15 protein-coding genes are annotated in these 21429 nt (G+C 68.0%); 4 read left to right on the forward strand and 11 right to left on the reverse strand.

From position 1 onward, the window contains the following. Positions 1-3: 3 nt before the first annotated feature. Together Y958_RS18445 and Y958_RS18450 are read left to right on the forward strand one after the other, a co-directional pair. Positions 4-555, forward strand: a complete 552-nt coding sequence (locus Y958_RS18445) for a hypothetical protein (RefSeq protein ID WP_186291339.1) — start codon at positions 4-6, stop codon at positions 553-555. A gap of 63 nt (positions 556-618) precedes the next feature. Then, positions 619-1419: a glutaminyl-peptide cyclotransferase gene (locus Y958_RS18450; RefSeq protein WP_088873420.1), complete on the forward strand. Its 801-nt coding sequence runs from the start codon at positions 619-621 to the stop codon at positions 1417-1419. 4 nt (positions 1420-1423) lie between these two features. Here the strand turns inward: Y958_RS18450 and Y958_RS18455 are convergent, their stop codons facing one another. Further along, on the reverse strand, positions 1424-1933 hold the full coding sequence (locus tag Y958_RS18455) for a MarR family winged helix-turn-helix transcriptional regulator (protein WP_088873421.1): 510 nt from the start codon (positions 1931-1933) through the stop codon (positions 1424-1426). An 82-nt stretch (positions 1934-2015) separates the two neighbouring features. Further along, complete coding sequence (locus Y958_RS18460; protein ID WP_088873422.1) at positions 2016-3011, reverse strand: hypothetical protein; 996 nt, start codon at positions 3009-3011, stop codon at positions 2016-2018. 538 nt (positions 3012-3549) lie between these two features. Between Y958_RS18460 and Y958_RS18465 the strand changes: the two genes are divergently transcribed. Then, on the forward strand, positions 3550-4998 hold the full coding sequence (locus Y958_RS18465) for an amino acid permease (protein ID WP_088873423.1): 1449 nt from the start codon (positions 3550-3552) through the stop codon (positions 4996-4998). A 287-nt stretch (positions 4999-5285) separates the two neighbouring features. Here the strand turns inward: Y958_RS18465 and Y958_RS18470 are convergent, their stop codons facing one another. From Y958_RS18470 to Y958_RS18485, 4 genes are all read right to left on the reverse strand, one after another. Continuing rightward, positions 5286-7013 carry an enoyl-CoA hydratase-related protein gene (locus Y958_RS18470; RefSeq protein ID WP_088873424.1) on the reverse strand — a complete coding sequence of 576 codons (1728 nt, stop codon included), beginning with the start codon at positions 7011-7013 and terminating at the stop codon, positions 5286-5288. A gap of 138 nt (positions 7014-7151) precedes the next feature. Next, entirely contained in the window at positions 7152-10088 is a 2937-nt protein-coding gene (locus Y958_RS18475) for a TonB-dependent receptor (protein WP_244909449.1), read from the reverse strand. Positions 10089-10287: 199 nt separating this feature from the next. Beyond that, positions 10288-11337, reverse strand: coding sequence for a FecR family protein (locus Y958_RS18480; protein ID WP_186291340.1), 1050 nt, complete (start codon positions 11335-11337; stop codon positions 10288-10290). Further along, positions 11303-11923: an RNA polymerase sigma factor gene (locus tag Y958_RS18485; RefSeq protein WP_088873426.1), complete on the reverse strand. Its 621-nt coding sequence runs from the start codon at positions 11921-11923 to the stop codon at positions 11303-11305. Before Y958_RS18485 ends, Y958_RS18480 begins: the two co-directional genes overlap by 35 nt. Positions 11924-12107: 184 nt before the next feature. On the opposite strand from Y958_RS18485, the gene Y958_RS18490 reads away from it, so the two are divergent. Then, entirely contained in the window at positions 12108-13565 is a 1458-nt protein-coding gene (locus tag Y958_RS18490; RefSeq protein ID WP_088873427.1) for an IS1182 family transposase, read from the forward strand. Between the two features lie 110 nt (positions 13566-13675). On the opposite strand, the gene eda is transcribed toward Y958_RS18490, so the two are convergent. From eda to Y958_RS18515, 5 genes are all read right to left on the reverse strand, one after another. Further along, positions 13676-14317 carry a bifunctional 4-hydroxy-2-oxoglutarate aldolase/2-dehydro-3-deoxy-phosphogluconate aldolase gene (eda, locus tag Y958_RS18495; protein ID WP_088873428.1) on the reverse strand — a complete coding sequence of 214 codons (642 nt, stop codon included), beginning with the start codon at positions 14315-14317 and terminating at the stop codon, positions 13676-13678. Beyond that, on the reverse strand, positions 14314-16155 hold the full coding sequence (gene edd / locus Y958_RS18500; RefSeq protein WP_088873429.1) for a phosphogluconate dehydratase: 1842 nt from the start codon (positions 16153-16155) through the stop codon (positions 14314-14316). The genes eda and edd overlap by 4 nt, the downstream gene beginning before the upstream one ends. Before the next feature lie 102 nt (positions 16156-16257). Continuing rightward, on the reverse strand, positions 16258-17730 hold the full coding sequence (gene zwf / locus Y958_RS18505; RefSeq protein WP_004274159.1) for a glucose-6-phosphate dehydrogenase: 1473 nt from the start codon (positions 17728-17730) through the stop codon (positions 16258-16260). A gap of 270 nt (positions 17731-18000) precedes the next feature. Beyond that, the gene (locus Y958_RS18510) at positions 18001-19512 is read right to left on the reverse strand and encodes an NAD-dependent succinate-semialdehyde dehydrogenase (RefSeq protein ID WP_088873430.1); all 1512 of its coding nucleotides are present in this window, start codon (positions 19510-19512) and stop codon (positions 18001-18003) included. A 161-nt stretch (positions 19513-19673) separates the two neighbouring features. Continuing rightward, positions 19674-21401 carry a SulP family inorganic anion transporter gene (locus Y958_RS18515; RefSeq protein ID WP_088873431.1) on the reverse strand — a complete coding sequence of 576 codons (1728 nt, stop codon included), beginning with the start codon at positions 21399-21401 and terminating at the stop codon, positions 19674-19676. Between the last annotated feature and the right edge of the window lie 28 nt (positions 21402-21429).

Here is a 21429-nt window from a genome sequence, read left to right on the forward strand (position 1 = left end):
GTCATGAACAGCGCCTCATCCCCCCGTCGCCGCAGCTATGGCGGCCTGCTGGCCGCCGCCGTGCTGCTGCTGCCTTTGGGCGCGCTGGTCATGCCCACCTCGGTGCTGACCGTCATCGGGATGGTGCCGACCCTGGTGGCCTGGATAGTCGACCGCGATCCGGACAAGCCGGCGGCCGTGACGGTGGGCGGCCTGAACCTCTGCGGCGTCATGCCCTTCTGCATTCAGCTTTGGCAGCATGGCCATACCATGGACTATGCCGCCGGCCTGCTGGTGCAGCCGGTCACTTGGCTGGTCATGTATTCCGCCGCCGGCGTGGGCTGGCTGCTCTACTTCGGCATCCCGCCCCTGGTGGCCGGCTGGGCCGTGGCCCGCGACCAGGCCAAGATCAGGGAACTGGACGAACAGCGCCAGGCGCTGGTGGAGGAATGGGGCATCGAGGTCACGGGCCAAGGCCTGAAGGCCGAGATGCCGGCCGAGGGCGAGGCGGCGTCGGAAGAGCCGCCGGATCCGCTGGCCGAGTCGACCCAATCCGGCGAGCCCGCGACGCCGTGACCGCCCCTGCCCGCGGCCCGACCGCGTATAAAGCTCTCCCGCCCGCCGCCTGAGCCCGAGCCCATGCCCCCTGTCCGCGCTCCTGCCCACACCCATGTCCGCGCCCTGCTGCTGGCCCTCGCCCTGGCCATCCTGCCATTCACCGCGCACGCTCAGGAGGCGCCCCGGAAATACGGCGTGGAAGTGGTGCACACCTACCCGCACGACCCCCAGGCCTTCACCGAGGGCCTCTTCTACCTGGACGGCTTCCTGTACGAGAGCACGGGGCTGGAGCAACACTCCACCATCCGCAAGGTGGATCTGACGACCGGCACGGTGCTGCAGAGCCGGGAGCTGGATCCCCGGTATTTCGGCGAAGGCATCGTCAACTGGAAGGACCGGCTGGTGCAGCTGACCTACCGGACCGAGGTTGGCTTCGTCTACGGCCTGGGCGATTTCAAGGCACGGCGGGAATTCCACTATCGCGGCGAGGGCTGGGCCCTGACCCAGGACGGCCATCGCCTGATCATGAGCGACGGCACGCCGGAGCTGCGCTTCCTGGACCCGGAGACGCTGGCCGAGACGGGACGCATCACCGTCACCGACAGCGGCTATCCCATCCGCAACCTGAATGAGCTGGAGTTCGTGAAGGGCGAGATCCTGGCCAACATCTGGCAGACCAACCTGATCGCCCGCATCAACCCCACCACCGGTGCCGTCACCGGCTGGATCGACCTGACGCCGCTGGAGGCGCTGTCGGGCCGGACGCAGAACATCGACAACGTGCTGAACGGCATCGCCTACGACGCCAAGGACGACCGGCTGTTCGTGACCGGCAAGCGCTGGCCCAAGCTGTTCGAGATCAAGCTGGTGCCGGTGAAGTAGGCGTTCAGCCCGCGCCCAACGCCGCCGCCAGCTGGTGCAGGCGGTCACGCAGGTCCGCCACCTCGTCCAGCGGCACGGGGAAACGGCACAGCATGGCGCCGGGGATGGCCAATGCCTTGTCACGCAGCGCCCAGGCGGCGGGGGTCAGGTCGACCAGCACGCGGCGCTCGTCCGCCGGGTCGCGCCGCCGCGCCACCAGGCCCGCCGCCTCCATGCGCTTCAACAGGGGCGTCAGAGTTCCGGAGTCGAGGTCCAGGCGGCTCCCCAGGTCGCCCACCGTCAGGGGCGCCCCCTCCCACAGCACCATCAGCGCCAGGTATTGCGGATAGGTCAGGCCCAGCGCGTCCAGCAGGGGCCGGTAGGCGCGGGTGATGCGGTTGGTCGCCTGGTAGAGGGCGAAGCACAGCTGCCGGTCCAGCGCCAGCGGGTTGTCCACACCCAAGGGGACGGCCACGGGCTGGGCCGGGGACTCGGTATCAGGGGCGGGGGACGGAACGTTCGCGGGTTTTGCCATCGGGACCTCAATCTATCCCGGAATAGGGGCAGACCTTAAGGGCGATGGCAATGGGGGACGCGGCGGCCCAACCCGGAAGAACTCACGTCTGCAGAACCTCGACCTTCACGCCGTTGGCGCCGGTGACGCCTTCCACCCCCGTCTTGAGTTTGGACAGGAAGGTGAAATTGATGCCATCCCGGCCGGCCAGCAGGGTGGTCAGCTTGTGGCGCGGCAGGTCGATGCGCTTGGCCAGGTCTTCCATGTAGCCGCCGCCGCGCAGGGACTTCACCGCGTCCGACGACAGCTCAGGATCGACGTACAGCTTTCCTTCCTTGCGGGTCAGGTACAGCGTGCCGGTGGCAGGCCCGCCCACGGGCGCGGGCAAGGCGCCGACATCACCGGGGCCACGCAGGTAGGCCCTGACCGTCTGTTCCTGCCGATCGTTGGTGAAGTCGCGCAGGGCGGGGGCCGACTGCACGATGATCTGCGCCAGCGCGCGGGACCGGGCGACGGCGCCGGTCAGGCGGCCATAGCCGGCCATGGCCGCCTCATACGAGGCCTCGACGGCGTCCAGTTTCAGCAACGGGGCCGCCGCCTCCGCCGCCGGAACGGTCTCGGCCAGTTCGGCGGCGTGGCGGACATCGACGTGCAGGCGTTCCAGGTCGGCTATGGACTGCGCCACCTCCTGCGCCGTCACGTCCATGTGGGTGACCCACTTTTCCATGACGTAGCCGGTACCCAGGCCCATGGGCTCCGCCTTGTCCACCATGGCTTGCAGGACCGGCTCGACCGACCGGATGTGCAGTTCCGTCACCGTCTGGCGCAGTTGGGACAGGCGGATCAGGGTGGCCGGGCGCTTGCTCTCATCCAGGCTTTCGCCGCGCGAGGCCAGCACGGTGATGAAGGACAGGGTGTCGCCAACCTCGACCCACAGCTTGCGGAAGGCGTTCAGCTCCTTGGTCTGCGCCACCATCTGGCAGGTGCGCTGCAGCGCCGCCACCGACTGTTCCAGCTGGCGGATGTCCCCGATGATACGGGTGTAAAGCTGGCCCTTGTCGGGCTGCTTCTTCCAAGGATTGGGCGCGTCGGCACGCAAGACAGGGAAACTCCAGAAGGCGGGGCCCGGAACACCGTCCGGCACCAGGGATGGTATCAGGCGTACCCAGGCCTTCCCAAACCTATAAGGCGCGCATCCGCATAGGGTCAGGGGTGTGCCCCATCCGCGGTGGACTCGAAGGGCGAGCGACGGGAGGGCGGGCAACCACCGGGCAAGGACGCGGGACCGGTACAGGCGTGGGTTGATCTTCCGGTGGCGGGGCCCTGGGTGTCAATTCGCCGGTATTGTTTCGAAACCGATCCCATCCTGGCGAGCCGCCGATGCGCACGAAATGACTAGGCCACCTGGACAGGCAATACCGATCCGGTCCGATGGGGCTGGGAGCGCGCATAAATCTGTCGCCGCCGGGCCGGTTCCGGAAAAGCTTAGCCCATCAACATTTTTGGTCGCCGTTTAAGGTGACAGCGCCCCCGGCAGCAGGTACATCGAACGCCAAGCAATACGCGGGGCATCACATCATGCCGGTCGTGCCTGGGCGCCCAAGCGCCCGCCGACCGGTCGGGAATTGACGGGAGAGGTGGTTTTGAGCCTTTGGACGAAAAAGACTATCGAGGAGGCCAGCGTCGACGGTGACGGCGATGACAGCCGCCCGACCCTGGCACGCAGCCTGAACGCCTGGAACCTGACCGCGCTGGGCATCGGCGCGATCATCGGTGCCGGCATCTTCGTCCTGACGGGTTCGGCCGCCGCCCAGTACGCCGGCCCCGGCATCGTCCTTTCCTTCGTGCTGGCGGCCACTGCCTGCCTGTTCGCCGGCCTGTGCTATGCTGAATTCTCGGCCATGGTGCCGGTGGCGGGCAGCGCCTACACCTATGCCTACGTCACCGTGGGCCAGTTCCTGGCCTGGATCATCGGCTGGGACCTGGCGTTGGAATACCTGTTCGCCTCGGGCACCGTGGCCGTGGGCTGGTCGGGCTATTTCGTCAACCTGCTGAAACAGGTGGGCATCGTCATTCCCGCCGCCCTGACCTCAGCCCCGCTGACGGTGAAGGACGGCTTCCACTTCCAGACCACGGGCGCGGTACTGAACCTGCCGGCCGTGCTGATGGTCGGCCTCATCACCCTGCTGCTCTACGTCGGCATCCGCAATTCCGCCCGCGTGAACGGCATCATCGTCCTGCTGAAGCTGCTGGTGGTGTTCCTGGTCATCGGCTTCGGCCTGTTCTATGTGGTGCCGGCCCATTGGTCGCCCCTGATCCCGGCCGAGGTGGTGGACGACAAGGGCTCTCACTACGGCTGGGGCGGCGTGGTGCGCGGCGCCGGCGTCATCTTCTTCGCCTACATTGGTTTCGACGCCGTCTCCACCACCGCGCAGGAGGCGGTGAAGCCCCAGCGTGACATGCCCATCGGCATCCTTGGCTCGCTGGTGTTCTGCACCGTGCTGTACATCCTGATGTCGCTGGTGCTGACCGGCCTGGTTTCCTACACCGAGCTGAACGTGCCCCACCCGGTGGTGGTCGCCATCGAGGCGGTGCGGCAGCTGCACTGGCTGGCCCTGCCGGTGGACATCGGCGCGGTCGCCGGCCTGACCACCGTCATGCTGGTCATGATGCTGGGCCAGAGCCGCGTGCTGTACGCCATGTCGCGCGACAAGCTGCTGCCGCCGGTGCTGAGCAAGGTGCACCCCACCTACCGCACCCCCCACGTGGCCACGGTGGTCACCGGCGTCCTGGCCGCCCTGCTGGCCGGCCTGTTCCCAATCGACATCCTGGGTGAGCTGGTTTCCATCGGCACGCTGCTGGCCTTCGCCATCGTCTGCGGTTGCGTCCTGGTGCTGCGCATCACGCAGCCCCATATGCAACGGCCGTTCAAGACGCCGCTGTTCTGGCTCGTCTGCCCCCTGGGCGTGCTGGTCTGCGGCTATCTGATGTGGGGCTTGCCGGGCGATACCTGGCTGCGTCTGATCATCTGGATGATCATCGGCTTCTTCGTCTACTTCGGCTACAGCCGCCGCCGCGCCGCCTGACACGCGCAGCATTTGAACGGTACCGTTCAAATGCTCCCTCAAGCGCCGGGCGGCGGACATCCGTCCGCCTAGGCTTGTCCTCGCTGCGCCCCCTATACACTAACTGGGCGGTGCTCACTCCGGCGGCCCCGGTCGGGGCCTACAGCGGCACGAGTCATCATCTCGTGCCGCTGGTATGGGCTCGGCGACCAGTGTGAAAAAAGGGGCCGGGCGACACGTTCGCCTGGCCCTTCTTGTTCCGTAAGCCGCGATCGTGGGACCGGATCATGGCCGCCCGGCTGGGGCCCCTACCTCCGGGCGAAGCTGCCCAGCGGGCCGCCACTGGCGGCGGGCCAGCCGAAGCCCAGCACGGCCATCAGGTCGGCGGCGACGGCGTCGTTCACCAGGCCCTCGGCCAAGGCCGTCACCATGGCGGTCCGCACGGCCGCCATCATGCGGGGGCCGGCATCGGCCGGCGCGGGGTCGTCCGGCAAGCGCTTCAGGGCCGCCAGCACGGCCACGGCCCCCTCCTCCCCCACAAGATCCGTCACCGCGGCGTAGCCCAGCCGGCGGGCCAAGGCCCAGGGGCCCTCCGCCAAGCCGGCGGCGCGGGCGGCGGCGTCAACGTCGGCGGCACCCACGGTGGGGCCCAGATCCAGCGCGGCGCGGAAATAGGCGGCGGTCAGCCGGGCCAGGAAGCGGCCCTCGCCATCCTCCACCCGGAAGGGCGTGCGGCCCAGGCGCCGCGCGGCATCCACGGCGATGGACAGGGCAGGCGCCGAGGTCGCAGGCCCCGCCACCACCTCCGCCACCCCGCCATCGGCCGGCAGATACAGGCCCACCAGCCGGTCGGGCCAGGCCAGGCCCTGCGCCACCGCGCCGACGCGCAGGCGTGGCCCCGTCAGCACCAGCAACGCGTCCTCGCCCAGCGCCGCCTCGGCCTTGGCCAACAGGGCGCGCTTGGCCGCCACATCCTCACGGCTGGCGTCGAACAGAATTTCGATCTTGCGCTCACCCAGCCTGGCGGGCGTCAGGTCGTCCAAGCCTTCGGCATCGGCCACGGCATGCACGTTCAGCCCGGCGCGGCGGGCCGCGAGGGCCACGGCGTCGGCCGCCGGCCCCCGACCCAGCACGGCCACGCGCGACAACTCCGCCGCCGGCAGGGCCGGCCGCCAAGCGGCCTTGTCCGCCTCCCCCTTCGCCACCACCAGGGTGCGGACCAGGGCCGCCACCTCCCCCCGGCGCAGCAGGCCGGCGGCCAGCGCCCGCTCCAGGGCCAGGCCCTCGTCGAGCGACAGGCCCAGGCCCTGGCTGACCGCCGTCTCGATGGCGGCGGTGGCAGAGGCCACTGTGATGGGCTTGCGCTTCTGCCCGACGATGAAAGGCGCCTCCACCGCATTGCCCAGCCGGGCGCGCACCCACGCCTTGGCAGCACTGCGCACGTGGCTGGCCGCAACCACCTCGTTCACCAGCTTCAGCTCCAACGCCGCCGATGCCGTCACCATATGGCCGCCGGACAGCAGGTCGTGCGCCCCCACCCAGCCCAGCAGGCGGGGCAGGCGCTGGGTGCCGCCGGCCATGGGCATCAGGCCCAGGCGCTGGTCGGGAAAACCGAATCGTGCGGCGGGATGGTCCGTGGACACGCGGTAGCCGCAGGCCAGCGCCAGTTCCAGCCCCGGCCCCAGGGCGGAGCCGCTGAGCGCCGCCGCGATGGGCTTGGCCGTCCCTTCCAGCCGGCGCAGCGCGTCGCCATAGGGGGCAACTGCAGCCAGCAGCGCGTCGTCGGACAGGCCAGAGGCCGCATCTGCCAGGGCCAGCAGGCCCAGCGGTTCCCGCCCCAGGAGGAAATGCCCCTTGGCCGAGGCGATGACCAGGCCCCGCACCTCCTCCCGCTCCTCCAGGATGGCGGCCAGTTCGTCCAGCGCCGCGATCAGGGCGTCGTCCAGCAGGTTGGCGCGGCCGGGCGCGTCCAGCGTGGCATAGGCGATGCCGTCGTCGTCGAGCGTCAGGTGCAAGGGGGACGGATGGTCGGTCATGCCCGCACTGTGCCGGGCGTCCGATGCGGCGGCAAGTGTCCGCGACGCCGCAAAGCCACCCTGCGCGACGGGAAAAGGACGCCGGCGGTTACCCGCCGACGCCCCTCATGAACCAAACTGCCAGATTGGTTCCAGAGTTTAGAACTCGCAGGTCACGCCCCACAGGAAGGTGCGGCCGCTGGAGGTGTTCACCTCGATACGATGGGCGGTCAGGTCGGTGAACTGCACGATATGCTCATCGGTCAGGTTCAGGCCCTCCAGCGTCACCTTGATATGCGGGGTGACGTTGTAGTGGGCGGAGAAGTCGACGTTGTTGGTCGGCTCATAGGCCTCACCCACGTTGCCGTTGCCGCCGATGCTGTCCAGGTACTGGCTGCGGTAGGCCTCCGAGATGCGCACGCCCCAGGTTTCGGTCTCGTAGTACAGCGTGGCGTTGGCCGAGAAGCGCGACAGGTTGACCAGCGGCAGATCATAAGATTTGCCGTTGATGATGGCAGGGGAGCTGCCGTCGGCGAAGGTGCCGTTGGCCACCATGCCCAGGTGGTTAAAGGGGGCGGGCAGGAAGTCGAAGTCGCGCTGCACCGCCACTTCCACGCCCTTGATGCTGGCGCCGGAGACGTTCACCGGCTGGGAAACATTATAGGGCGTGGCGCCCGTCTGCCCCGGCAGCAGGAAGGACAGCGGATAGCCGGTGGCGGAATACGGCTCCGTCACCGTGGTGGCGCTGATGAAGGAGTTCAGCTTCTTGTAAAAGGCACCGATGGATACGAAGCCGACCTTGCCGTCGTAGTACTCTAGCGCGCCTTCCACCGCGTCCGCCGTGAAGGGCTTCAGGTCGGGGTTGCCGATGGTCAGGCTGCCGCCGAAGGGGGCGGTGGTGATGGTGCCGGCGGCCTGCAGGTCGGACAGGGCCGGGCGGCTGATGTTGCGGTTGGCGCTGAGGCGCGCCACCAGATCGGGCTCCACGAAATAGGCCAGGTTGGCGGCCGGCAGCACGCCGCTGTAGGTGTGCGGCACCGTCACCGGCGTCAGCACGCCGCCGGAATTGACCGAGCCGGCGGAGGTCAGGTCGGTGGAGTAGTAGCGCAGGCCGACATTGGCCTTCAGCCGCCGCTCCATGACGTCCGTGTCCAGGTCGTACTGGATATAGCCGCCCTTGGTGTCTTCCGTGACGTGGTAGTCCGATCCTGGCGACAAGAACTTGGCGTTTTCGATGTCCCGCGTCTGGCCGATCAGCTTGTAGATGGCGTCCACGTCGCCGACGATGTAGGGCACCAGGGTGTCGTAGGGCACCGTGTACTTGGTGCTGGCCGGGATCGCCCTGTCCGCCGGGACGTTGTAGAAGACCTTGTTGTTATACTGCGCGCCTTCATCGTCGAAGCGCTTGTATTCGAAGCCGGTCTTGATGGTGGAGCTGTCGCTCAGCGCGTATTCGAAGTCCAGCTTGGCGTTCTTGTAGGAATTGACGATCTTGTTGGCCTGGGTGTCCAGGCGCATGAGGTTCCACAGCGACGGGTCTGTGGTGTTGAAGCTGTAGGTGTTGACCGGCATGGTGGTGCGGTCGTCGAAGCCGATGCCCTGGTTCTTCGCCTCCAGGAACACCTTGTCGAAGTACGGCAGCTCGTAGTCGGAGCGGGAGTAGCCTACCATCCCCTTCACCAGCAGCCGGTCCGTGATCTGGTCGGACCCATGCAGCACCGTCTGGTAGAAGTCGGTGCTGTCGCTTTCGGTGTTGTACTCGTTGCGCATGTCCACACCCGTGTAGTTGGCGGCCACCAGGGTGTTGCCCCGGATGACGGCCGACTGCAGCACCTGGGTGCCCGACACATTGCCGGTCAGGGCGTTGGTGCCGCCCGCCGCCATGGCGTAGTCCTTGCGGTCGTTGGTCAGGCGGCTGTACAGGGCGTCGAAGCCCAGCTTCAGGCCGTTCTCCGGCTCATATTGCAGGGCCAGCGTGCTGCCCAGGCGGGTGCGGTGGTCGAACCAGGTGGAATAGGTGTCGGCCTGCGGGGCGTAGATGGTGCCGGATTCCATCTTGGCGGCGTCGGCGGCGCTGACGCCCGGGCCGATGTTGGCCGGGTTCACCTTGATCTGGCTCCAGCCCCAGTTGCGGTAGCCGTATTCATTGCTGTCGTTGGTGCTGTAGGCCACCGACACCAGCGCGCCGAAGTCGCCCCAGCGGTTGGACAGCAGGCCCACCATGCGGGGCGTCACGCTGTCGGTGTTACTGTTGTTCTGGCCCTTGGCGGAAAACACGGCCTTGAAGCCGTCATAGTCGAAGGGCTTGGCGGTGCTGAGGCCCACCGTGCCGCCGATGCCACCCTCATCCTGTTCGGCGGCGTAGGACTTCTCGACGGTCACGCGGTCGAACAGCTCGGAGGCGAACAGGCTGTAATCGAAGCTGCGGGTGCGGCTGACGGCGCCGCGGTTGTCCATGCCCGAAGCCGTGTTGCCCAGCACTTCCATGCCGTTCAGCTGGGTGCGGGTGAAGTCCGGGCCCAGGCCGCGCAGGGTGATCTGCCGGCCTTCGCCGGAATCGCGGTTGATGGTGACGCCGGGCACGCGCTGCAGCGATTCCGCCAGGTTCAGGTCGGGAAACGCGGCGATGTCTTCCGCGACAATCACCTCCTCCGATCCCACGGCCTCGCGCTTCAGGGCCTTGGCCTGCGCCAGGCTTTCCCGGAAGCTGGTGACCACCACCTCTTCCAGCGGGTCGTCATTGACGCGCGCCTGCGGCTTGGGCGCGGTGACCGGGGCCTTGGTGGGCGTTCCCACCTGCAGCACCACCACGGCGCCGTCGTCGGACGACACCACCAGGGGCGTGCCCTGCAACAGCATGGCCAAGGCCTTCTTGCGGTCCAGCTCGCCATGGATGGCCTGGGTGCTGATGCCGTCCAGCTGGCCCGCCGGCGCCACGATCTGGATGCCGGCCTGCTTGGCGAAGGCCGGGATGGCGCTGACCGCCGGCTGGGCCGGCAGGTCGAAGCTGCGCGTCTGGGCCACGGCGGGCGCACTGAACGCGATGACGGCGGACGCCGCGCCGCACAGCAGCATCGGGCGCAAAGACTTGAACATTCTCACTGACTCCCCCAGCAATATCAGTGTCTGACTGCCATTCGCGGGGCGTTCATCGCCCTCACGCCCCTTAGATTATTTTGGGGAGCCACCCAAGCCATCCGTAATGAAACTTTTATATTTTGTAGTTCTCATTGTTTAGTTTAGATGACGTGGACATTTCGACTTCGCGTCACAGCCGTTCATCTGTATGCCGGCCTTATTTATAAAGGGTGATGACATCCCCTTCCCGCTTGCTCTTGATGCGCAGGCCCAGGGCGATGGCGCGGGCGAAGCCGGCCGGGTCGGTGGCGGCGAACAGGCCTGAGATGCGCTCGTGCGCCGGCGGCCCCTTCACCACGATCTTCTGGACGGAATAACGGGCGAATTCGGCCGCCGCCTCGGCCAGGGTGACGCCCTCGAAGGACAACAGGCCCTCGCGCCACATCAGGCTGCGGCCCAGGACGCCCGGCGCCACGTCGCGCAGGGAGACCTGCACCTCCTCCACGCCGGCGGCGTTCAGGCCGATGCGCACCTCCGCCTCCTGGTTGGCGGTGACGTGGGTGCCGTTGGTGGCGCCGGCCGATGGCGTCCACAGCCGTTCCAGCGCCTGCCACGCCGTGGCTGGTGGGGCCGGCGGCGGCAGTTCCACCGCCACCCGGCCACTGGTCACCTGCACGCGCATTCCGCCCTTGTCATCCTCCAGCCGCACGGCATAGGCGGTGCCGACGGCCCGCGCCTGCGCCTTGGGACCCTCGACGACAAAGGGCCGGTCCGGGTTCTTGGCCACCTCGAAATAGGCCTCACCCTTCAGCAGGCGGATGGTGCGGCTATCCTCGCGGTAGTCCACCTCCAACACGCTGTCGGTGTTCAGCGTGATCCTGGACCCGTCGGGCAGCGGGATGCGCCGCACCTCCCCCACCTCGGAGGCATAGCGGCGGCCGGCGGCCGGTGCCGGGCGGCGGACCAGAACGGCGGCGCCCAGGACGGAGGCGGCCGCCCCCATCAGCACAGCGCGGCGCGGCAGCGTGCCCCATTGGGCCACGGACGGCGCCGGCGGACGGCGCAGGATGCGCATGGCCAATTCCATACGCGGGCTGACGAAATAGGCCTGCGCGCGCGCCATCGCCCCGACGCAGCGGATGTCACTGTCCAGCCAGTCGGTCAGTTCGGTCTCTTCCGCCGGTGTCAGCGCGCCGGCGTCCAGGCGAGCGACCCAGCGGGCCGCCGCCTCATCAATGGACTTTGCGCTTGGCCTGTGCGTGATCACGCTCTTCCAACCCTGTCTTCTTCTTGTTCGCCGACGACTTTGACGCCCCATCCGACCCGTCACGGCTGAACTGGGCCAGCAGCAGCTTGATGCCCCGGGCCACATGCTTTTGGATGGTGTGCTCCGACAGGTTCATGCGGCGCGCGATCTCCTGCTGCGACAGGCCTTCCACCCGGCGCATGACGAAGGCCGCGCGGGTCTTGCGCGGCAGGGCCTCGATGGCGCGCTGCACCTGCTCCAGCTCGAACCGGGCCAGCACAGTGTCCTCGGGCGACGGTTCGTCCATCACCGTTTCCAGGGTGCCGATGTCGGCCACGGCGGTGATGGGCACCACGCGGGAATGGCGCAATTGCTGCAGGATGACGGAGTACGCCACCTGAAACGCGTAGGTCTTGGGATCGTTGATGGTGTCGACGGTGGCCTTGGTGGCCAGGATGGCATAGGTCTCCTGCACCACGTCATCGATGTCGAACTGCAGCGACGCCTTGCGCTTCAACCAGGATCGCAACGCCGGCTCATGCGGGACGACGTTGACGGCCAGCCAGCGCGCCCGCTCATCCGTTATCCGCTTTGCTGATTTCAACATCGATCCGCCCATCTAACCTTCCGCTATTAGATGCGCGCCGACGGTGAACCTAGCCATCTGTCATGAAAATTTAGGAATTGGGCTTCACAGCCCTGAAACGACAATCGCCCGGCCGTAGGGCCGGGCGATCCAGACTGCTGACAAAGCCCTCGCCTATGGCGGGGGCTTTTGATTCAATGTCTTTATGCTGAAGCCACCGACGCCCTCACAGACGGAACTGGAGATGGTGACGATCACGTCGCTGGTTCCGTCGGACCACCTGCTGCGGAAGATCGACGCAGCGCTGGACTTCACCTTCATCCGGGATCGGGTGGCGCCCCTTTATTGCCCAGACAACGGGCGTCCAGCACTGGACCCGGTGGTTTTGTTCAAGACGCTGTTCATCGGCTATCTGTTCGGCATCCGCTCGGAGCGTCAGCTGATGCGGGAAGTTGAAGTGAACGTTGCGTACCGCTGGTTCCTGGGGCTTCGGCTGACGGACAAGGTGGCGGACGCCTCGACCTTGAGCCAGAACCGGCGTCGTCGGTTCCGGGACAGCACGGTCTATCAGGACATCTTCGATGAGATCGTGCTTCAGGCGGTGCGGGCTGGGCTGGTTGACGGGATGGTGCTGTACACGGACAGCACGCACCTGAAGGCCAACGCCAACAAGAACAAGTACGACCTGGCGATGGCGGCGAAGTCGCGGGCAGACTATCTGGACGCGCTGGACCAGGCGATCGACGCGGATCGGGCGGCGCACGGCAAGGGGCCGCTGAAGGCGAAGGAGCGGGAGCCGGAGGTCAAGGAGACCAAGATCAGCCGTACCGATCCGGATGCCGGCTACATGGTGCGGGACGGCAAACCCAAGGGCTTCTTCTACCTGGACCATCGGACGGTGGACAGCCGCCACGCCATCATCACCGACAGCTTCGTGACGCCTGGCAACGTGCATGACAGCATTCCCTACCTGGCCCGGTTGGACCGGCAGCGGCAACGCTTCGATCTGGATGTGCGGTACGTCGGGCTGGACGCGGGTTACTCCACCGCCGGCATCGCCAAGGGCCTGGAGGACAGGGGCATCGAGGGCGTGATCGGCTACAGCCGGCCCACCCATCGCCAAGGGTATCTACGCAAGCGGGACTTCAAGTACGACCGGGAGGTTGATGTCTACCGCTGCCCTGAAGGCCAGGAGTTGCGCTACGCCACCACCAACCGGGAAGGCTACCGCGAGTACAAGAGCGACCCGGCCCTCTGCCGCACATGCCCTTTGCTGGCCTCCTGCACCAGCAGCGCCAACCATACCAAGGTCGTCACCCGCCATGTCTGGCAGGACGCCAAGGACCACATCCACGAGAACCGCCAGACATCCTGGGGCAAGAAGGTCTATGCCAGGCGCAAGGAGACGGTCGAGCGCAGCTTTGCCGACGCCAAGCAGCTTCATGGCCACCGCTACGCCCGCCTGCGTGGCCTCGCCAAGGTCACCGAACAGTGCCTGCTTGCCGCCGCCGCCCAGAACATCAAGAAGATTGCAACCATCCTGGCCCGCTGGCGTGGGACAGACGGCCTCGGACCTAACCGCAAGCGCTTCATCCACGCGCTCAACTGCTTAATCAGCGAACTCCTGGCCGCCTTCCGCCTCTTCCACCCTGCTGCCATCTGAAAACCGCACAAAACAAAACCCCGCCGAAAATCGACGGGGTTTGTCAGCAGTCTGAATCGCCCGGCCGTAGGGCCGGGCGATCACGCAGGAAAACACGGGGATGCCCTGACTCAGCCGCGCAGGGCCGAGGCCTCGCGCGCCAGCTTGGTGATGCCGGCCCAATCCTTGGCCGCCACCAGGTCCGCCGGGGTCAGCCAGGAGCCGCCGACGCAGGCGACGTTGGGCTGGGCCAGGTAATCGGGCGCCGTCTTCACGGTGATTCCGCCCGTGGGGCAGAAGGTGACGCCCGGCAGGGGCGAGGCCAGCGACTTGATCAGCTTCAGGCCGCCCACGGCCTCGGCCGGGAACAGCTTCACATGGCGCAGGCCCCGGGCCTGCAGGGCCATGACCTCGGACGGGGTGGCGGTGCCGGGCAGGAAGGGCACACCTTTGGCCAGCACCTCATCCAGCAGGGCGGGATAGCAGCCGGGGCTGACGATGAACTGCGACCCGGCGTCCTGGACCCGGCCTACCTGGTCCGGCGTCACCACCGTGCCGGCGCCGACCACGGCGTCCGGCACCTTGGCGGCGATGATCTCGATGGCGGCCAGGGCGGCCTCGGTCCGCAGGGTGACTTCCAGCACCCGCACGCCGCCCTCGACCAGGGCCTCGGCCAGCGGCAGGGCGTCCTCGACCTTCTCGATGATCAGGACGGGGACGACGGGGCCCAGCGCCAGGATTTCGCCCACGCCGTACTTGCTCTGCGAACTCATGCGAAATCCTCTCCGAAGCTATGGGCGCCGTCCTCGGCACCGGTCACATGGGCGCGCATGGCCCCGAACAGGTTGCGGCCGGTCCCCCAGGTGTTGGCGGTCAGGTCGGGCGTGGCGGCCGGGCGGGCGGCGAACTCGGTCGCGTCCACCAGGATGTCCAGCGTGCCCGCCTCACCATCCAGGCGCACGACGTCGCCGGTCTGGATGCGGGCAAGTGACCCGCCCTTCAGCGCCTCCGGCGTCAGATGGATGGCGGCGGGCACCTTGCCCGACGCGCCGGACATGCGGCCGTCGGTGACCAGCGCCACCTTGAAGCCCTTGTCCTGCAGCACGCCCAGGGGCGGCGTCAGCTTGTGCAGTTCCGGCATGCCGTTGGCGGCGGGGCCCTGGAAGCGGACAACGGCGATGAAGTCACGCTCCAGCTCACCGCGCTTGAAGGCGGCCAGCATCTCATCCTGGCTTTCGAAGACGATGGCCGGCGCCTCGACGATACGGTGCTGCGGCTTCACGGCCGACACCTTGATGATGGCGCGGCCGGCGTTGCCGGTCAGCAGGCGGATGCCGCCTGAGGGGTCGAAGGGGTCGGTGGCCGGGCGCAGGATGCTGGTGTCGGCGCTGGTGGGCGTGCCGGCGCGCCAGGCGGCCTTGCCGTCCTTCAGCCAGGCTTCATGGCGATAGGCGTCGAGGCCGCTGCCCTGCTCGGTCCCGTCCACCACGGTGGCGACGTCGCCGTGCAGCAGGCCGGCATCCAGCAGGCTGGCGATCAGGAACTGCAGGCCGCCGGCGGCGTGGAAATGGTTCACGTCCGAGACGCCGTTGGGGTAGACCCGCGCCAGCAGGGGCACGGCCCCCGACAAATCGCTGAAATCCTGCCAGTCGATATGGATGCCCGCGGCGCGTGCAATGGCCACCAGGTGCAGGGTGTGGTTCGTCGACCCGCCCGTGGCCAGCAGGCCCACGATGGCGTTGACGATGGTCCGCTCATCCACCAGGCGGCCGATGGGGGCGTAGTTGCCCGCCTGCTCCGTCAACTGGGCCGCGCGCTGGGTGGCAGCCACGGTCAGGGCGTCGCGCAGCTCCGTGTTCGGGTTGATGAAGGAAGCGCCCGGCAGGTGCAGGCCCATGATCTCCATCAGCATCTGGTTGGAGTTGGCCGTGCCGTAGAAGGTGCAGGTGCCGGGGGAGTGGTAGGACTTGGACTCCGCCTCCAGCAGGTCGTCGCGGGTGGCCTTGCCCTCCGCGTACAGCTGGCGGATGCGCGCCTTCTCCGGATTCGACAGGCCCGACGGCATGGGGCCGCCCGGCACGAAGATCGCCGGCAGGTGGCCGAAGGACAGGGCGCCGATCAGCAGGCCGGGAACGATCTTGTCGCAGATGCCCAGGTAGAGCGCCGCGTCGAACATGTCGTGCGACAGGGCGATGGCCGTGGCCTGGGCGATGACATCGCGGGAGAACAGCGACAGCTCCATGCCGTCGCGGCCCTGGGTCACGCCGTCGCACATGGCGGGGACGCCGCCGGCGAACTGGGCCACCACGCCCGCCTCATGCGCCGCCTTCTTGATGATGGCGGGGAAGCGCTCGAACGGCTGATGGGCCGACAGCATGTCGTTGTAGGCCGACACGATGGCGATGTTGGATTTGCGGTTGCCCGCCAGCGCGACCTTATCATCGGCGGCGCAGCCGGCGAAACCGTGGGCCAGGTTGCCGCAGCCCAGCGCGCCGCGCCGGGGGCTCTGGCCCTTCTGCGCATCCAGGCGCTGCAGGTACCGGGCGCGGCTGCCCGCGCTACGCTGGATGACGCGGTCGGTAACCCGCCGCAGGGTGTCGTGTAGCGCCATGGGGTCCTCCCTGGCTGATGAGCCATGAACGTGGGTGCGCCGTCGAGACCGACGATGCGGCGCCGGCCCCGGGGCAGAAGTCGAATAAACTCCGCCGAACCGTTACAGTTCGGGGTCGTGCCAGCGGCGGCCGTCGCGGTCCAGCAGCAGGGCGGCGCTGATGGGCCCCCAGCCGCCGGCGGCGTAGGGATCCGGGCGCATGTCCGTCTGTTCCCAGCCGGCCAGGATGGTGTCGATCCACGACCAGGCGGCGTCCACCTCGTCACGGCGCATGAACAGCGACGGATTGCCCCGCACCACGTCCATCAGCAGCCGTTCATAGGCCTCGGGATAGCGGTCCTTGAAGGCCTCGGCGTAGGACAGGTTCAGCGGCACGGAGCGCAGGCGCAGGCCGCCGGGGCCAGGCACCTTGGTCATGATGTTCAGCTGCACGCCCTCGTCCGGCTGCAGGCGGATGACCAGGCGGTTGGCCATCAGCTCGCCCGAGCCCTTGGGGAAGACGCTATGCGGCACGTCCTTGAACTGGACGACGATCTCGGAATAGCGGACCGGCAGGCGTTTGCCCGTGCGCAGGTAGAAGGGCACGCCGCTCCAGCGCCAGTTCTCGATCTCGGCCTTGATGGCGACCAGGGTCTCGGTGTTGCTGGACCGCGTCAGCTCATCGGCGTATCCCGGGACCGGCTGGCCGTCGATGGAGCCGGCGCGATACTGGCCGCGCACGGTCTTGACCTTCACATCCGCCTGGGTGATGGGGCGCAGGGCCCGCAGCACCTTGATCTTCTCATTGCGGATCTGGTCACCCGACAGGTGGGCCGGCGGCTCCATCGCCACCAGGCACAGCAACTGCAGGAAGTGGTTCTGCACCATGTCGCGCAGGGCGCCGGCCTTGTCGTAGTACTCGGCCCGGCCTTCCACACCCACGCTTTCGGCGACGGTGATCTGGATATGGTCGATCCAGCTGCTGTTCCACAGCGGCTCGAACAGGGCGTTGCCAAAGCGCAGGACCATCAGGTTCTGCACCGACTCCTTACCCAGGTAATGGTCGATGCGGTAGATGCGATCTTCGGGGAAGACGGCGCCCACCTCCTCGTTCACGGCGTTGGCGGACTTGCCGTCATGGCCGATGGGCTTCTCCAGCACCACGCGGCAGGTATCGGTCACCAGGCCGGCGCTGGCCAGGTTGCGGCAGATGGCGCCGAACAGGCTGGGGGCCGTCGCCAGGTAGCAGACGCGGGCCTTGTCCTCATGCCCCTTCAGCAGGGTCTGCAGGGGTTCCCAGCCGGCCGGCTTGGTCGCGTCCAGCGACACATAGCCCAGGCGGGCGGAGAAACGCTCCCACACCGCCGTCTCCAGGTCGGCGGCGGGCACGTGGCGCTGCAGCGCCGCCCACACCGTGGCCCGGAAATCCTCCACCGTCTGGTCGGTGCGGCTGACGGCGATGATGCGGCTCTCGTCCGTCATCTGCCGGTCGCGCTCGCGGTAGTAGAGGCCGGGCAGCAGCTTGCGCATGGCAAGATCGCCGGTACCGCCGAAAACGACGAAATCGAAGGGATTGACTTGCAGCACTTCAGCCATGATGGCGCCTTGGCTTGGTTTCCCAGGGATGGCAGGGCCATCCGCCCGTTATCGATTATGCGGTTATTTCACTACCACAATTCCCTGGAAGCGCCACCGGAAAATCACCTCCTATGTAATCAGGCGGCCGATTTTCCGGTAATTCCGTAACATGACAGCTATTCCGTGCGGCTTTCGGTCGGGACCGATCGAAAGCCCCCTCATGCGACGGGCGCGGCCATCCGGCCGCTTGGCTTCCTCGCTTTCCAGTCTGCTACCTACGCGCGGGGCTCAGGCCTTCAGGCCGCCCATCAGCAGGTATTTCACCACCAGGTAATCCTCGATCCCGTACTTGGAGCCTTCACGGCCCAGGCCGCTCTGCTTCACGCCGCCGAAGGGAGCCACCTCGGTGGAGATGATGCCCTCGTTGATGCCGACCATGCCGTATTCCAGCGCCTCCGCCACCCGCCAGATGCGGCCGATGTCGCGGCTGTAGAAGTAGGCGGCCAGGCCGAACTCGGTGTCGTTGGCCATGCGGATGGCCTCGGCCTCGTCCTTGAAGCGGAACAGCGGCGCCACCGGGCCAAAGGTTTCCTCGCGCGCCAGGATCATGTCCGGCGTGGCGTCCAGCAGCAGGGTGGGTTCGAAGAAGTTGCCGCCCAGGGCATGACGCCGGCCGCCCATGGCGACGCGCGCGCCCTTGGCCACCGCATCGGCGATGTGGCGCTCCGCCTTTTCCACCGCGGCGGCATTGATCAGGGGGCCGGTGGTCACGTCCTTGTCGGCGCCGTTGCCCACGCGCAGGCGGCCCACCGCTTCGGCCAAACGGGCGGCGAAGGCCTCATAGACGCCATCCTGCACCAGGATGCGGTTGGCGCAGACGCAAGTCTGGCCGGCGTTGCGGTATTTGGAGGCCATGGCCCCCTCCACCGCCGCGTCCAGGTCGGCGTCGTCGAAGACGATGAAGGGCGCGTTGCCGCCCAGCTCCAGCGACAGCTTCTTCAGCGTGTCCGCGCTCTGCTTCATCAGCAGCTTGCCCACCGGCGTGGAGCCGGTGAAGGACAGCTTGCGTACCAGCGGGTTGGTGGTCATCTCCCCACCGATGGGCTTGGGATGGCCGGTGACGACGCTCAGCACGCCCGGCGGCACGCCCGCCCGCTCCGCCAGCACGGCCAGCGCCAGGGCGCTGTAGGGCGTCACCTCCGACGGGCGCACCACGATGGGGCAACCGGCGGCCAGGGCCGGCCCCACCTTGCGGGTGATCATGGCGATGGGGAAGTTCCAGGGGGTGATGGCGGCGGCCACGCCGATGGGCTCCTTCACCACCACGATGCGCTTGTCGCCGGCAAAGCTGGGGATGGTGTCGCCGTAGGCGCGTTTGCCCTCCTCCGCGAACCATTCGATGAAGCTGGCGCCGTAGGCGACCTCGCCCCGCGATTCGGCCAGGGATTTGCCCTGCTCCGCCGTCATGACACGGGCCAGATCCTCCTGCGCCGCCATGATCATCTCGAACCAGCGGCGCATGACGGCGGCACGGTCCTTGGCGGTGCGGGCGCGCCAGCCGGCCCAGGCGGCGTTGGCCGCCTTGATGGCCAACGCCGTCTCGGCGGCGCCCATGGCGGGAATGGTGCCGATGACCTCACCGGTCGCCGGGTTGTCGACGTCTATGGTGCCACCGCCGTCGGCATCGACCCAAGACCCGCCGATGTAGGCCTGGTCCCGCAGCAGGCCGGGGTCCTTCAGCCCAAGGGCCTGAGCCGTGCGGATGAGGAGCCCGTGGGGGGCGCGAACGGGGGTATCCATGGCAAACCTCTTGTAACAACCGCTGGGGGCATGGTTCTTACGTAGGCGGGTTCTGGGGGCGTTGCAATGCGGGGGGTGCCCCGGCCCAGGCAGCTCACAACCGCCCACCCCCAGCCTGCGTTCCCAGGCTGGGCTGAAATCCGGATCTTGGACCTTGGGGCTCAGGCCGCTTCGTGATCCGTGTCCGGCTGGTCCCCCGGCCGGCCCAAGGCACGGCGGGCGCGAACCAGTGCCTGGTCCAGGGTGCGGCCGACATGAACCCGCGGCGGCTTCAGGCCCTGGGTCAGCAGCAGGCGCCGCGCCTCTGGGTCGGCCAGGGCGATGGCCACGACCGCCCCCTGCTTGCGCGCCTTGGCGGCCAGCCCGTCGATGACGGTGACGGCCGTCGAATCCAGCAGCGGCACCGCCGTCAGGTCCAGCACGTAAGCCCGCGGCCGGGCGGCGATGCGGTCGAACAGGGCGGACACGCCGGCCGCCGCCCCGAAAAAGAACGCACCGGACAGGCGGAAGACCAGGATGTCGTCGTCGCGCGTCTGGGGTTGGTCCGGCAGCGGGCCGGCGCGATCGGCAACGTCAGGGGCCACCAGGGGGATGCCCCCCTCTATCCGCAGGGTCCCGGCCATGCGGTGGATGAACAGCAGCGACCCGGTGGCGAAGCCGACGACGATGCCCAGCGTCAGGTCCCGCAGGACAGTCAGCAGGAAGGTGGACAGCAACACCGCGGCATCCCCCCAGGACGCCCGCAGCAACAGGCCGAAGGCATGCTTCTCCGCCATGTTCCAGGCGACAATCGCCAGCACCGCCGCCAGCGCCGGCAGGGGGATATAGCTGGCCAGCGGGGCAGCCACGGCCATGAACAGCGCCAGGAACACGGCGTGCGCCATGCCGGACACCGGCCCGCGCGCGCCGGCCCGCACATTGGTGGCCGTCCGGGCAATGGTGCCGGTGACACAGATGCCGCCGCAGAGCGCGCTGGCGATGTTGGCGACACCCTGCGCCACCAGCTCGGCATTGGCGCGGTGGCGCCGGCCGGTCATGCCATCGGCCACCACGGCGGACAGCAGGCTTTCGATGGCGCCCAACAATGCGAAGGCCACCGCGTCCGGCAGGACCGCCAACACCAGGTCCGGTGACACGGGCGGCAGATGGGGTGCCGGCAGGCTGCGCGGGATGCCGCCGAAGCGCGTGCCGATGGTCTCGACGGGAAGGTGGGCAAGCGCCGCGACCACGCTGGCGGCCGCCACCGCAATCAGCAGGACGGGCCATTGAGGGCGCCAGCGCCGCAGCAGCACGATCAGGGCGATGGTCGCCACTGCCGTGCCCAGGGCGGCGGGGTTCAGCGTGGGCAGGGCCTGCCCCAAAGCCAGCAGCTTGGGCACGAACGGCCCCGGCTCCTTGCCCGGCAGCGTCAGGCCCAACAGATCGCGCGCCTGGCTGGCCGCGATGATGACGGCAATGCCGGCGGTGAAGCCCACTGTGACGGGATAGGGGATGTATTTGATGAAGGTACCCAGGCGCAGGGCACCGATGGTCATGAGGATCAGGCCGGACAGGATCACAGCCAGCGCCATGCCCCCCACCCCCAGCCGCTCCACCGACGCGGCGACCAGCACGATGAAGGCCCCGGCCGGGCCGCCGATCTGGAACCGGCTGCCGCCCAGCAGCGAAACCAGGAAGCCGCCGACGATGGCGGTGTACAGCCCCCGATCCGGCGTAACACCCGAGGCGATGGCGATGGCCATGGACAGCGGCAAGGCCACGATGGCCACGGTCAGGCCGGCCACCAGGTCGGCCCGCAGGTCGCGCAGGCCATACCCCTCGCGCAGCACCGTGACCAGCTTGGGCTTATAAAGTTCCCGCCAGCCTGGCTCCGCCATCGTCCTGTGCATGACGCCCCCTATCATTAATGCGCCGCAC

This window comes from Nitrospirillum viridazoti CBAmc, assembly GCF_000730165.1.
In the GTDB taxonomy this organism is placed as follows: Bacteria; Pseudomonadota; Alphaproteobacteria; order Azospirillales; family Azospirillaceae; genus Nitrospirillum; species Nitrospirillum viridazoti.